At 45.6% G+C, this 12,839-nt stretch carries 10 protein-coding genes and 1 pseudogene; 2 read left to right on the plus strand and 9 right to left on the minus strand.

The annotated features are described in order from the left end of the window. Positions 1–83, minus strand: an 83-nt coding sequence (locus BLA28_RS34845; RefSeq protein ID WP_408607645.1) for a hypothetical protein, incomplete at its 3' end; no start/stop codon positions are given. A 351-nt stretch (positions 84–434) separates the two neighbouring features. On the opposite strand from BLA28_RS34845, the gene BLA28_RS30065 reads away from it, so the two are divergent. Together BLA28_RS30065 and BLA28_RS30070 are read left to right on the plus strand one after the other, a co-directional pair. Further along, complete coding sequence (locus BLA28_RS30065; protein ID WP_071699694.1) at positions 435–812, plus strand: BlaI/MecI/CopY family transcriptional regulator; 378 nt, start codon at positions 435–437, stop codon at positions 810–812. Then, on the plus strand, positions 805–3,132 hold the full coding sequence (locus tag BLA28_RS30070) for a M56 family metallopeptidase (RefSeq protein WP_071699695.1): 2,328 nt from the start codon (positions 805–807) through the stop codon (positions 3,130–3,132). Before BLA28_RS30065 ends, BLA28_RS30070 begins: the two co-directional genes overlap by 8 nt. Positions 3,133–3,206: 74 nt before the next feature. Here the strand turns inward: BLA28_RS30070 and BLA28_RS30075 are convergent, their stop codons facing one another. The 8 genes and pseudogenes from BLA28_RS30075 to BLA28_RS30105 all read right to left on the minus strand — a co-directional run bounded on the left by BLA28_RS30075 (position 3,207) and on the right by BLA28_RS30105 (position 12,764). Continuing rightward, on the minus strand, positions 3,207–5,321 hold the full coding sequence (locus tag BLA28_RS30075) for an aminopeptidase (RefSeq protein ID WP_207650805.1): 2,115 nt from the start codon (positions 5,319–5,321) through the stop codon (positions 3,207–3,209). Beyond that, complete coding sequence (locus BLA28_RS30080; RefSeq protein WP_009253922.1) at positions 5,318–5,635, minus strand: DUF6142 family protein; 318 nt, start codon at positions 5,633–5,635, stop codon at positions 5,318–5,320. Before BLA28_RS30080 ends, BLA28_RS30075 begins: the two co-directional genes overlap by 4 nt. Positions 5,636–5,759: 124 nt before the next feature. Continuing rightward, positions 5,760–5,912 (minus strand): hypothetical protein, encoded by a 153-nt coding sequence (locus BLA28_RS33895; protein ID WP_169897322.1) that lies wholly within the window; start codon positions 5,910–5,912, stop codon positions 5,760–5,762. A gap of 10 nt (positions 5,913–5,922) precedes the next feature. Beyond that, positions 5,923–6,597, minus strand: a complete 675-nt coding sequence (gene pyrE / locus BLA28_RS30085) for an orotate phosphoribosyltransferase (protein WP_071699715.1) — start codon at positions 6,595–6,597, stop codon at positions 5,923–5,925. Positions 6,598–6,954: 357 nt separating this feature from the next. Further along, positions 6,955–7,881, minus strand: a complete 927-nt coding sequence (gene pyrF / locus BLA28_RS30090) for an orotidine-5'-phosphate decarboxylase (protein WP_009253925.1) — start codon at positions 7,879–7,881, stop codon at positions 6,955–6,957. Between the two features lie 171 nt (positions 7,882–8,052). After that, a pseudogene (locus BLA28_RS34850) lies at positions 8,053–9,760 on the minus strand (AAA family ATPase). Between the two features lie 435 nt (positions 9,761–10,195). Beyond that, complete coding sequence (locus BLA28_RS30100) at positions 10,196–11,080, minus strand: carbon-nitrogen hydrolase family protein (protein ID WP_069155491.1); 885 nt, start codon at positions 11,078–11,080, stop codon at positions 10,196–10,198. 151 nt (positions 11,081–11,231) lie between these two features. After that, positions 11,232–12,764 (minus strand): ABC transporter substrate-binding protein, encoded by a 1,533-nt coding sequence (locus BLA28_RS30105; protein ID WP_069155490.1) that lies wholly within the window; start codon positions 12,762–12,764, stop codon positions 11,232–11,234. Positions 12,765–12,839 lie beyond the last annotated feature (75 nt).

Genomic DNA, 12,839 nt, shown 5'->3' on the forward strand with positions numbered 1-12,839 from the left:
TCATAGGGAGCCGACAATAACAGCAGGTCACTCCTGCCCAGACCATTTTCCCGGTTCGATTTCAGGATATAGCCATCCAGCATTTTCAGAAGGCCCGCCAGGAAACCATGGTAATAGTCCTCTCTATCTGTCTCTTATCCACCTCTCGATGTGTCTAAGAGAACGGTGTAGCGTAAAGGGGGGGAGGAAGGGAAAAACAGGGAAGAGGGAGTTACTGTTCACTCAGTACTGTGCATTTACTGCACAGTACGTGAGAAAGTGGTTCAAGAGTGCATAAATCCTATCGCCGCAGGCGATTTGAAATGGATTTATGCAGGTTACTGGTCACGGAGTGAACAGTAACAAGAGAGCGGAGATTTGGGGGCTTGACTTGTGTGCTCTATAGTGATAGAGTAGAAATGTACTCTATAGTGATAGAGTGAATGGGAGATTATATGAATAATAAAAATAAGATCAGTGAAGCGGAACTGGAGATTATGAAGATTGTATGGGAGAGGCAGGAGGCTGTGGCCAGCAGTGATATTGTGGGGATTTTGAAGAAGCGGTGCGGGTGGGAGGATACGACGATTTATACGATGCTCAGCAAGCTGGTGAAAAAGGGGGCTCTTCTGCGGGAGAAGAAGGCTGTTTCTTATTATTCTGCGGCTCTTTCTGAGGAGGAGTATACGCTGGAGCAGACGGAGCGTCTTATTGACAGATTGTTTTCGGGGGATTCGCGGCAGCTGGTGTCTATGTTGGTGGAAAATAATAAAATAAGCCGGGAGGATATCCATTCGCTCCGGCAGTTCTGGGAGGATGAGACGGATGGCTGATTTTCTGATACTGCTTCTTTCCATGTCTGTATCCGGAAGTATTCTGGTGCTTTTGCTTTGGGGGCTCCGTCCTGTCCTGGGCAGGAGGCTTTCCGGGGCGTGGATGTATTATATCTGGATTATTGTGGCTCTTCGGATGCTCCTGCCTTTCACGCCGGAGCAGGGGCTTCTTAACCGTTTTCCGGGCAGTCTGGGAGCGGTGCGGCAGGAATCGGTGGCGTCCGGGGACATCGGTTCGCAGAGTACTTTGATGTCTGATAATTCCGACATGGAGGACGGCGGGATCGAAAACGCTGACCTGCAGGATAACTCTTCCCGGGAGATGAATGATATACAAGAGCAGGAGGGGGTTCATGCAGGCAGCCCGGAAGATGTCCGGCCAGTAAATGGAGTTCTCTCTTTCCTTTCCGGGCATCTCGCGGGTGCCGTGCCGGCAATTCTGTTTTTTGTATGGCTTATCGGGGCGATCTTTCTTTTTCTTCGGGCAGTCCTGGCCTCCCGTATTTTTCCGGAGCGTATCCGCAGGGGAGCCTTTCCTGTTGATTCGGCGGAAATAAATGCCTGTTATGAAAAGGCCTGCAGCAGGCTGTCCATTCGACGGCCTCCGCAGCTGCTGGGCAGCACGGAAGCTATGTCTCCTATGCTTACGGGCCTTCTGAAGCCTGCTATTGTTCTTCCTGTCAGTGTCCTGCAGCATCCGAAAAATCTTTCTTTTATTTTCCGGCATGAGCTGATTCATTATAAAAGGAAGGATATATGGTTTAAATGGCTGTTTCAGCTGGTGGAATGTGTTCACTTTTTTAATCCTTTTGCCTATCTTCTGCGTCGTCAGGTGGAGTGCTGCTGCGAGCTCTCCTGTGACGAAGCTGTGGTTAAGGATATGACGTTTCAGGAACGGAAGGCTTATGGCACCACTCTGCTGGATGCCCTGGAATCGGGTATCTTTTCCCGCACTCCCGCCGCTTCCGTCTCCCTGTGCGAAAATGCTGCATTTATCAAAGAAAGGTTGGTCATGATCAAAATGAATAAGAAAAAAAGCACTTTTATTAAAGTTATCACGCCTCTGCTTACCACAGGAATCTGCTTCGGCGCCTTTTATCTGGGGGCCTGTGCCGCTCCTGCCGATTCCTCCCCGGCGGGGAATGCTGTTCCTGCCTCTCTTTCCAAACAGTCACAAACCTCAGGGCCTGGTTCTCTCACAGAACTGTCCGCTGCTGTTAATACGCCGTCTTCTTCGAAAAATACTGCTTCCTATACCGATGCAGAGGCCCCTGACGGCTTTACCCTTCTGAAGACAGAGACTGCTTTCCTGGATTCTGTCCGGAATCTGAAGCTTCTTCTTTCTTTTGAAGACGTGACCCTTTATCCAGCTGCGGATAATACTGTTACAATGCTGTTTTACGGAAATAATCGCATCACCTATGCGAAGGATGAAATCGCATCCCTCAGGCAGACATCAGGAAGTGTTTCTCTGGAGTCCGGCAAGATGAACAAAGCCTGGAGCAAGCTGTCCTCGGATAAATGGCAGCCTAAAGTTTATATATACCTGCCCGCCGGCTTTGCAGGAAATCTGCAGGTACAAATCGGCAGCGGCAGTCTGCAGAGCACCACAAACCTGCAGGCAGCTTCCGCTTCCTTCGAAACCGCCTCAGGGAAAATGGTTCTCGGGGATGTCGGCGCGGACGGTCAGCTGGCCCTTACCAATCACTCCGGCTCCACAAGCGCCGGCAGCCTTTCCGGGGAACAATGTGTGCTGGACAACGCCAGCGGCAAGCTTACCACCGGAATCATCACATCCCTGAAGGCCGGCTCTCTTACCAACGCATCCGGTAAACTGACTGTCGGAAATATTACCGCTGGTCAATGCAGTATTGAAAACATGAGCGGGAATCTCAATCTGGGGCTTCTGGATATATCCGGCTCTCTGAAGCTGACCACCGTATCCGGCCCCGTATCAGGCGGACAGATTACTGCAAAAGAATATACCGTTTCCACGGGCAGCGGCAGAATGGAAATACAGTCCCTTGCCGGTACCGGCAGCCTCACCAGCGGAAGCGGCAGCATCCGGACCCGTTCTCTGGCCCTTACCGGAGCGCTGACCATGGAAACCGGAAGCGGAAGCATCCATGCCGCCATTCCGGAAAATACGGGAATAGACTTGACCATTGCTTCTGTCGGAAGCGGAAGCATCAATACCTTCTTCTCCATTCCTGATTATAAAAAGGCAGACTCCGGGACTTCCGCCCGTTATGGAAACGGCCCTTATCACCCTGTTACGGTAAGCGCCGGCAGCGGCTCCATAAATCTGGAAAAACAGTAAAACAGAAAGCATCACGGCGGGAAGCAGACCGCCGTGATGCTTTTGTTTAATCTGTATCCAATTTATCCGCTTCCTTACTCTTCCTCAAAAGCGCGGTTCAGCTCTTCACAGCCCTCCAGCACAAATCTTCCGTTCCGGATTATCTGATATTCCCTTCCGCCGCCGTCCACGGCAGTCAGTTCTCCCAGCTCATCATAAGGTATCGTAATATCCGTATGGCAGTTAAAATATGCAGCCGCCATATTCTCACGACGTCCGGCGGATACTTCATTATCCTTGGCTATCAGCCGTTTTCCGTCAGGATTGCAGGTAACCAGATCCTCTTCATGGGAATAGCAGGTATCTCCCACCGCAAAATGAGGCCCCATTTTTTCCGCAATCAATATGGGCAGCTTATCTCCGATATCGTACTTTTGTGCAAATACATAAGCGGTGGTATTCGTGCCCACGGCAAATTCTCCGATAGGCAGCGTATCATGGTGGTGAAGCACATTTTCACGGATAAATTTCTTATTTTCTTCCGGCGTTTCAAAATTGGTGCAGCTGTAATCCGCAATCATACCGTCTTTGAATTCTATTTCCAGGTTCAGGTATTTCAGCCCGTTCAGATAAACCCTGGTCACATGCAGTATTCCGTCTGTCCCCTTCAGTACCGGAGAAGTGAACACCTCTCCCACGGGGATATTCACATCGGCCACACAGTTTTCAAAATTGGTTTCCTCCGCCGGGTTTTCCAGCTTATGAAGCGCTACCCGCAGATCTGTTTTGTTGGCGCCGCAGCCTTTGATATGCACATATTCCGCCTTGTCGAGGGTATCGATTATCTTCTGCTGGATTCCCTGATAAAGCTTATAATCCAGCGTATTGATACGGAGTACTCCGTCAAAAATGGTTTCAAAGTTCTCCCCTATCTCCGGCACAGGAAACGCGATGATGGTAAAGCTTCTCTCATCCCCTTTTACATACTCGTTCATCAAAGCGCCTGCCGCCGACTGGAATTCCACCGCAAGCTTCTGCTGCTCCTCATTCAGACGCAGGTTTTCTTCCTTGCTCACCGGCTCAAAGGGGATTTCCCCGAATTCCTCAATCACCGCGGGGCCGCCGTGCACAGCCGCCAGCTCCTTCACACTTTCCAGAGCATTCCTGTAATTTTCCAGACGGTGATGCACATATTTCTTATCATAGAACAATGCCTGATCGTATTCATGATCATAATCAAACTGCTTGTTGGCAGCTGAACCGTAGAAACCGTTCTTATTCAGCTTGCGGCCCTCAAGAAAGCTGGCCGGCGCCCTGTAAATGACGGATTCCAGGCCCATTTTACGGAAGTTTTCCACCGCTTTTTTAACCACTCTCTCAAATCCCAGGAAATAGCGGATATTCACGGATTTCTTCTTATGAATATCCTTGCCGGTCACTTCAAACCCGATGCGGTAGCCTTCCGTATAGGTATCTGCCATCAAGGCGATTTTTTCTTCGGGAAGAGCATTCAGATAGCCCGCCATGCGCAGCTCATTTTCTGTTATATATTCGCCGAACCGGTACAGATAGCGCAGGTCCGTCAAATCACTTTCCATGATTATTTTAAGGGCAAAATCTTCTTTCCAGTCAAAGGTGGAGCGCATGCTTTTTTCCAGCATGGTTTCGGAATAGTCACTGGCGAACCAGTAGATCATGTCCCTGATTTCCTCATATTCCGGTAAAGCCTTTCTCTCTTCTCCCGCAAAAACAAAGGCATGATATACCTCAAGAAAAAGCTCCATACGTATTACCATGGATTCCATATCCTGTTCATAGGCAAAGGCGATAAGGCTTCTTTGCTCTGCCGCCAGAAAGGACAGAACCTGTCCGAATTCCTTTCCCAGCGCCGCCGCTGCAAAAGCAGGGTTCGCATAGCTTTTTCCATAATTTTCAGGAAGGACATCCGAATAAAGCCTGCGGTTGTTTTCCTGCAGTTCCCCGATACCGGCTTCCTTAAGCAGTCCCTCGGCCACATTAAAATACTCCTGTACGAACAGTTCTATCTGCTTTGCCGTTTTTACAAAATAATCCCTGAAGGCCTCCTCCGCAAGCTCCTCCTCCCCAATCTGGGAAATCCGTTCCCTGCACAGGAAAAATCGTTCCGCAAGAATCTGTTCCTGCAGGCCTTCTTCCTTTGTTTCCATGCTGATATCTTTCTTTTCACTCATAATCCATACACTCCTGCATATAAAATAAAACCAACCCCGGCAATTGCCAGTACATTTAACAGAATTCCCAAGTAAGAGAATAAATAAAATTTATCTTCTTCCATTTTGGACATAATACCCAAAACAATTCCTGTCAGGGCAAAAAGGAGGGCGAACAAAACGCCCATGCCGTACTTCACCAGAGCCTCTCCCTGATTCTGAAAGGTCCCGTACACGGCCAGAAACAGGGAAAACAGGGAAACCGCCCCTAATACTGTGGACATAATTCCTTTCCTGGATTCCTTTTTATTGGTAAAAATATATTTACGGCCCATTTCATTCCTCCGCCTGCATCCGATTTTCCATACTGTCATACTATCAAAAAGTGCCTCCGCGGGCACGCTGCCAGCCGATTGTATCCGGCTGTAAGCACCGTACCCCGGAAGGCACCTTTGAAAATCAAAACATAATCCTGGACTTTCCGGCCAGCAGCTTTGCTCCGCTTATAATTAACAGAACACCGCCGACAATTCCCGTTACCATAGTTACAATCCCCAGGACAATGTTCGTAACTCCGGTTCCTTTCATTGTCCTGTAAATTTTTTCATCCATAGATATCCTCCTATTTCACTCCATACTGCGCATAATATGCATCAATTGACGCTTTCATGGCATCGTCAATAATAATCTTTCCATCATGATTTCTGTTATACAGATATTCCACCACCTCTTCCATGCTTACGATGGCATTGGCGGGGAAACCATACAGCTCCTGAATCTCCTGGAGGGCGCTTTTCTCTCCTTTTCCTCTTTCGCAGCGGTTTAAGGAAACCATCAGCCCTTTTATCTCAACGTCAGCCTGAGCCTTGATAATAGGGAATGTCTCTTCAATGGATTTGCCTGAGGTGGTAACATCCTCAATAATGACCACCCGATCTCCGTCCTTTATTTTGCTTCCCAGAAGGATTCCCGTATCACCGTGATCCTTCACTTCCTTACGGTTGGAACAATATTTAATATCCTTCCCATACAGCTCGCTGATAGCCATCGTTGTAGCTACAGACAGGGGAATTCCTTTATAGGCAGGCCCGAAAAGAATATCAAAATCAAGGCCATAATTATCATGGATGGCCTTTGCGTAATATTCTCCCAGCTTACGCAGCTGCGTACCGGTCACATAAGCACCGGCATTCATGAAAAAAGGAGATTTTCTTCCGCTCTTCAGCGTAAAATCACCGAATTTCAGAACATCACTTTCAATCATAAAATCGATAAATTCTGATTTATATGTTTCCATCATCCACATTCTCCTTTTGTTGGGGGCTTATTTTCCTAATTCTACCACATCTTTCCCCCATTATCAATCAATGGGTTTAGGGTGCAGATAAAATTCTGAGTGGGCGGCTCCGTCTGCCCGGGATCCCCTTCCGTTTCCTCCAGACGGCCTGCGGCTTGGTAAGGTTCCTTACAGGGCGCGCTTTCGCTCGGACAAACACGCAGCGGTACTAAGGTTGCAAAGTACGCAACCTAAGGACCGGCGTGTTTATACGGCCCTTACAGGAATCCTTACCAAGCCGCAGGCCGTCTGGAGGAAACGGAAGGGGATCCCGGGCAGACGGAGCCGCCCACTCAGAATTTTTATCTGCACCCGTTATTATATGGTTCCCAGCGCGGTACCGATATCCTCAATCATATCAAGCACGGCCTGCCTGGAAGCATCCGCGTAGTTGGCTTCTGTGAAATGGGCATATTTTTCCTGCTGATAAGCGGCGATGATCCCTCTGGAGGAATTAACGATTGCACCCAGACCGTCTTCATTGAAGAAAGGAAGCAGATCCGCGCCCTTTCCTCCCTGCGCGCCATAACCGGGCACCAGAATGTAGGACTTGGGCATGATTTTCCTGAGGACGGCACCCATTTCCGGATAGGTCGCCCCTGCCACGGCTCCTACATAGCTGTAATCCTCTCCCATGGCTTCCTCGCCCCACTGAGCTACTTTTTCTCCTACCAGCTCATAAAGCGGCCTTCCGTCCACCAGCCTGTCCTGGAATTCCCCGCTGCTGGGGTTGGAGGTTTTCACCAGAACGAAAATCCCTTTTTTCTCTTTTTTGCAGACATCTATAAAAGGCTTTACCCCGTCGGAACCAAGATAAGGGTTAACCGTTGCAAAATCCTCGCCAAACCCTTCAAAGCTGTGGCTCCCCACCTGCGCCCTGCCCAGATGTCCCACCGCATAGGCTTCGGAAGTGGAACCGATATCACCCCGTTTGATGTCGCCGATTACAACAAGTCCCTTTTCCTTACAGTAATCCACTGTTTTCTGGTAAGCGATCATTCCTTCAATTCCAAACTGCTCATACATGGCAATCTGAGGCTTCACCGCAGGAATCAGATCGTATACCGCATCCACGATCCCCTTATTATACTGCCAGAGCGCCTCTCCGGCCCCTTTCAGCGTTTCGCCGTAAGCATCAAAGGCCTGTTTCAGAATATGCTCCGGAATGTATTTCATCATCGGGTCCAGTCCCACTACAATAGGGGCATTGGTTTTCTTTATTTTCTCCACCAGCTTGTTAATCATGATATCCGTTCCTTTCCGTTATCGCTTTTTATGTTTCATTCAGCCATGCTCTTTGCCTCATGCCTGAATTATAACCTTTTAATCCGAAAAAATTGTATCATATTTACAGGCCGGAAACAAGGCTGGGATTGCCAAAAGAACGAGGGAAAAATGACACCCAAACCATAATTCTTATGATTCCGTCAATACCCGGCAAAGCTTCTTAAAAAAAGCAATCCCATAGTACGTAAAGGTATGAAATCCCTCCAGCTTCAGTTCCGCATCGTACTGCTTCCGCTTTATCTGCTCCAAAGCCTCTCTTGCACTGCTATCCAGCTGTGCAAAAGTATCTGCCACTTTCAATTCGATAATGAACGCAGTTCCGTCATAGGGAGCCGACAATAACAGCAGGTCACTCCTGCCCAGACCATTTTCCCGGTTCGATTTCAGGATATAGCCATCCAGCATTTTCAGAAGGCCCGCCAGGAAACCATGGTAATAGTCCTCTCTATAGTCATAAAAACTGATTGTTTCCATCAGGGTTTGGACAGTTCCCGTTCCAGTATTTCTGTTTCCCGATGCAGCAGGGCATGATACATCTGCGAGAAATCCTTTTTCCGGATACTCTGATTAAACCAGTCCAGAATGGTATTCCGGTAAATCATCTTGAATTCCGTATTCGGTATTCCTAACGTCAGGTAGATAGTCTCCCCATCAAACCTTTCCGATTGTTTTTTCAAATATCCCGTAAAAAACAGGAAATTCCACAGGTTATCCTCCGATTTATATACTTCACCATAGGTGATATCCTCATGCACGGGCTTTTCTATGGTTCCGCCGTCAATCAGGCTCTCCATCTCCTGTTTCACGCTGTTATCCGCATGTTCTACCAACTCGCGGACAATGCTGTTTGAGGAGGTGTTAGCCCAATAAGGTCTGGGAAATGCGTCATGGTCGGCGGATGCCGCCTTTACATAATTGATGACGCTCCATGGATTATAAACCTCTGTCTTTCCAAAAAGATAGCCATCATACCATTCCCGCACTTCTTTGCACTTCTCTTCTATTCCATAAACTGATAATAAATCTGCTACTTCTTTTTCGGTAAATCCAAAGTGTTCGGCGTAATTCGTATTCAGTATGGTAATCATTTCAGGATTATTTAAGCCTGTAAAAATACTCTCTGAATGACTTCGACAGAAGTCATTTGTTATACGAAGGCAGCCTGTTATAACAGCGAATTCCAAATTTAAATTTGATTTCAGCGCAGATTCAAATAAAGAACGGATAAAGTCCGACATTTGCCCATAAAAGCCCAGGAAATATGCGTTTTCCAACGGAACATCATATTCATCAAGCAAAATTATGACATTTTTCCTGTATACTTTTTTTAAACACCTGGATAGGAAATTCAATGCTTTGGCCCAGACCGAATCAGGGCCTTTTTTTTCAATCATTTCCCGAAATTGATTTTTCTCAGAACTATTCAATTTGGAGTTGAGAAGAATATAGCTGTGCCGGTCAAATTCCTGGGCAATTTCATCTACCAGGCATTCATAAGCTGTTTGGAAATCCGGTTGTTTCGCACATTTTAATGACAAACTGATAACCGGGTATTGCCCATGTATTTTGTATACTTTTCACCGGTATCTAAAATATTCAGGCCGTCAAAAAGCTTTTTGTTGTCTATTTCATTTCCATCCGGATCGAACTCTTTTTCAAAATAGTATTTTAGCATACTCAGCCCAAGCGTTTTTCCAAATCTTCTTGGCCGCATAAAAACACTTACTTCACTTCTGTTGTCCAATAATTCCTGAATGAAGAGTGATTTATCAACATAGCAGAAATTATTTTCTCTGAGCTTTTTAAAATCATCGATACCAATTGGAAGCGGTCTCATTATTGTATCTCCCTTAATATTACGATTTTTCCGCCAAAACCTGACAGATTTCTTTGAACAAGTTATTCTCTAACAGGCAAATATACGCGCACTCTCTTTCCTATCCTGATTATATCCTGTTTACGTGTTCTCCGCAATGTTTCTTGTTCACACTTATCCATTGCCATTCATACAGTCACAAACATGCCCGTAAGGCTGTATAGTATCCGGCTTATCCCTTTTGAATAAAACAGCAGTGGAAGGACGGTAATAATCCTTGACAGCAAAAACTGTACGCATTTCTGATGCCGTAATAGCCGGTCCCCCGAATTGTCTGATCCATTTTTATCCTCTCCCGCAGAAGTAGAAAATGTGTTCCAACATCCTTTCCTCCGGGTAATGGGAATTGGCAGGAGGCTTACCGCACGGTATACAAAATGCTACTCTTTAAATATATCATTGTATCCGGCTTTTCTGGATTTTCTGATACCGCCCTAAAACAGGGGGGTTCTCTTCCGTAAGCAAACCGTAGGTATCTGCCCTTCTTTGCATAGTTCTTGTATACCGCATAGATTTGTGTCCCGTAATTAATCCAGAGCCATATTGAGGTGCCGGTTCTATGGAAACATCAATAGTTGCGCTGATTATATCATCGTCCTCCTTTTGTGAAGAGGCAATCTTTTTCCCTATGGGATTAACAATGCAACTTGTCCCCATGTACTCGTTCCAAACGTTATAGTTAACCGATATTCCCATAGCCGCTACAATATATAACGAATTCTCATAGGCTCTTGCCAAACCATAAATATCCTCCCAACCAAGTGTCGGACATGCGATGATGTCTGCCCCCTTTAATGCAAGAATACGCGCCGCCTCAGGGAACTGTAAATCCCAGCAGATTAAGAGTCCCAGCCGTCCCCATCTTGTCTCAACAACCTTATAATCATCACCCGCAGAAACAATAGCCGCCTCTTCTGCCGGCAAATGTACTTTATCATAGATTTCTTCTATATTTCCTGTTGGGCCAAATAAGAGAGCCGAATTATATTTTTTACCATCTCTTTGAATATGAAGCCCTGCCACAATATAAGTATTATATTTCTCCGCAATTATTTTCAACCTTTTGATGTGAATATGTTCCAAGGAATAAAACAAACAATGATTAACAGCTTCCGTAGTCACAATTAAATCTGTCCCTGCCTGTGCTGCCATTTCAACCATTTTCAAACATTTTTCCACTGCGTCAAAAGCTCTCTGTTCTGCCCGCACTACTTCTTTACTGTCATCAGTACCAAATGCCTTCTCGTCATATATGGTTTGAACCACCGAAACACGTATCATAATATCCAGCCTTTCCTTTCTGTAAAATATCTAATCTACTGTTATTGCTCTCTCGAATTAACTCTTTTTTTCCATCATATTAACAGTGGACAGAGCATAGACTCTGTCCACTGACTGCTTCCTTTAATTGTCCGGCTATGATTGCAGGAAACTATTTTTCGGCTTTCCATTCATCTACCTGTTTCTGCATTTCTTCCAATACAGCATCCATACCGGCAGCCTCCAGTTTTTTCATCATCTCCGGAACAGCCGTCTTCGGGTCTACTGCCCCTACCGAAAGCTGGGGCAGATATTCGCCCGTCACAGCACTGATTGCTGATAATTCAGAATCCACTACCGAACTGTCAAAGCTGAATCCCATTGCACAGGATACCTTAGCAGTATCGTTATATTCCTTTATTTTTACCCATATATCCGGACTTTGGCTGTCACGGGGAAACGCATTAAACTGATTGCCGAATACCCAGTCTGAATTAGGGTTATACCCAGATGCCTCATCCGAAGTAACTGTACCATTGTCATTTAATGTATAGTGAACCCCCTCTATTCCAAAACATGCCATATTATACAAAACCGGATCCGTATTGATCAAATTCAAAAACTGTATCGCCAGTTCAGGATTTTTGCAAGTTGTACTGATAGATGTTAGTGTCGCAATGGTTGCTGCTGTTGACATATATGGCTCCGACAATTTTATCATAACGCATTCCTGTCCGCCAAAATAATTATTCCATCTTGATTTTTCAATTTCCGGCTGATATGTATCCTCCAGGCCAATCACATGAATACCTGCCTGTAAATCGGCTAGAGACTGGTCCTGAACGCTTATAGCATCCATTTTTATGAGGCCATCCTGTGCCCATTTATACATATATTCATAAAATTTCATATATTCTTCAGATTCATACTGATTATAGACAGTAAGGGATTCATCAAACATTTTAAACATTCCCGGATAATCATAATCTATGATTTCCTCCATACCAAGCCCGTTTTTCATTCGGTTGGCAAACATAGGATAGGCAGCTAAAGGATAAATTTCCGGATATTTTTTCTTAACTGCATACATAAAATCTTCCAAATCGTATATTGTTTTTACACTATCTACATCCAATTGAAATTCTTCCACATATTTAACCGGAATTGCAACGGAGCATTGTTTATACATTAACTGATAATTCGGTACACCATAGATCTGTCCTCCGATTTTTACACCTTCCCACACGCCTTCAGGAATCGAATTATATAACTCCTGCCCGTATTCTTCCAAAAGGTCATCTAAAGGTATATACGCATTTTTATTAACATTAACTGTATAATTATTACACCAACTGGAGGTATAACAAAGATCATATTCCTCACCACCTGCAATTACCATCTGCATTTTATCCGTGTGGGAAGCGTAATCATTAAAAACCAATTCCAGTTCTATATTCCACCCATACGTTTCATTGATATAATCGCTCATCGCTTTTTGTACACGGTCACTGTCTGCCTGAGGACCTGTCGCTGCAACTACATACCATTTTAAAGAGCCCGTTTTCCCGGAAACATCGGATTGGGCCTGGATGGAAGCATTTTGTTTTGACAGATTAGAACTTTTATCCGCCGACCGGCATCCCGCTATCAATGCGGTCATCAGTATCGCTAAAGATAACATGGCAATAATTTTTTCCTTTTTCATCTCACTATCTCCTTCTAAATTATGTTGTCAGACAATAAGTTTCACCAATCACTTTTTATTATCACCCCCCACCAA

This window comes from Eisenbergiella tayi (assembly GCF_001881565.1).
GTDB lineage: Bacteria > Bacillota > Clostridia > Lachnospirales > Lachnospiraceae > Eisenbergiella > Eisenbergiella tayi.

Bases quoted from the DNA above. Each gene is read 5' to 3' on its own strand.
- BLA28_RS30065 (WP_071699694.1), top strand. From the start codon at position 435: ATGAATAATAAAAATAAGATCAGTGAAGCGGAACTGGAGATTATGAAG.
- BLA28_RS30070 (WP_071699695.1), top strand. From the start codon at position 805: ATGGCTGATTTTCTGATACTGCTTCTTTCCATGTCTGTATCCGGAAGT.
- BLA28_RS30075 (WP_207650805.1), bottom strand. From the start codon at position 5,321: ATGAGTGAAAAGAAAGATATCAGCATGGAAACAAAGGAAGAAGGCCTG.
- BLA28_RS30080 (WP_009253922.1), bottom strand. From the start codon at position 5,635: ATGGGCCGTAAATATATTTTTACCAATAAAAAGGAATCCAGGAAAGGA.
- BLA28_RS33895 (WP_169897322.1), bottom strand. From the start codon at position 5,912: ATGGATGAAAAAATTTACAGGACAATGAAAGGAACCGGAGTTACGAAC.
- pyrE (WP_071699715.1), bottom strand. From the start codon at position 6,597: ATGGAAACATATAAATCAGAATTTATCGATTTTATGATTGAAAGTGAT.
- pyrF (WP_009253925.1), bottom strand. From the start codon at position 7,881: ATGATTAACAAGCTGGTGGAGAAAATAAAGAAAACCAATGCCCCTATT.
- BLA28_RS30100 (WP_069155491.1), bottom strand. From the start codon at position 11,080: ATGATACGTGTTTCGGTGGTTCAAACCATATATGACGAGAAGGCATTT.
- BLA28_RS30105 (WP_069155490.1), bottom strand. From the start codon at position 12,764: ATGAAAAAGGAAAAAATTATTGCCATGTTATCTTTAGCGATACTGATG.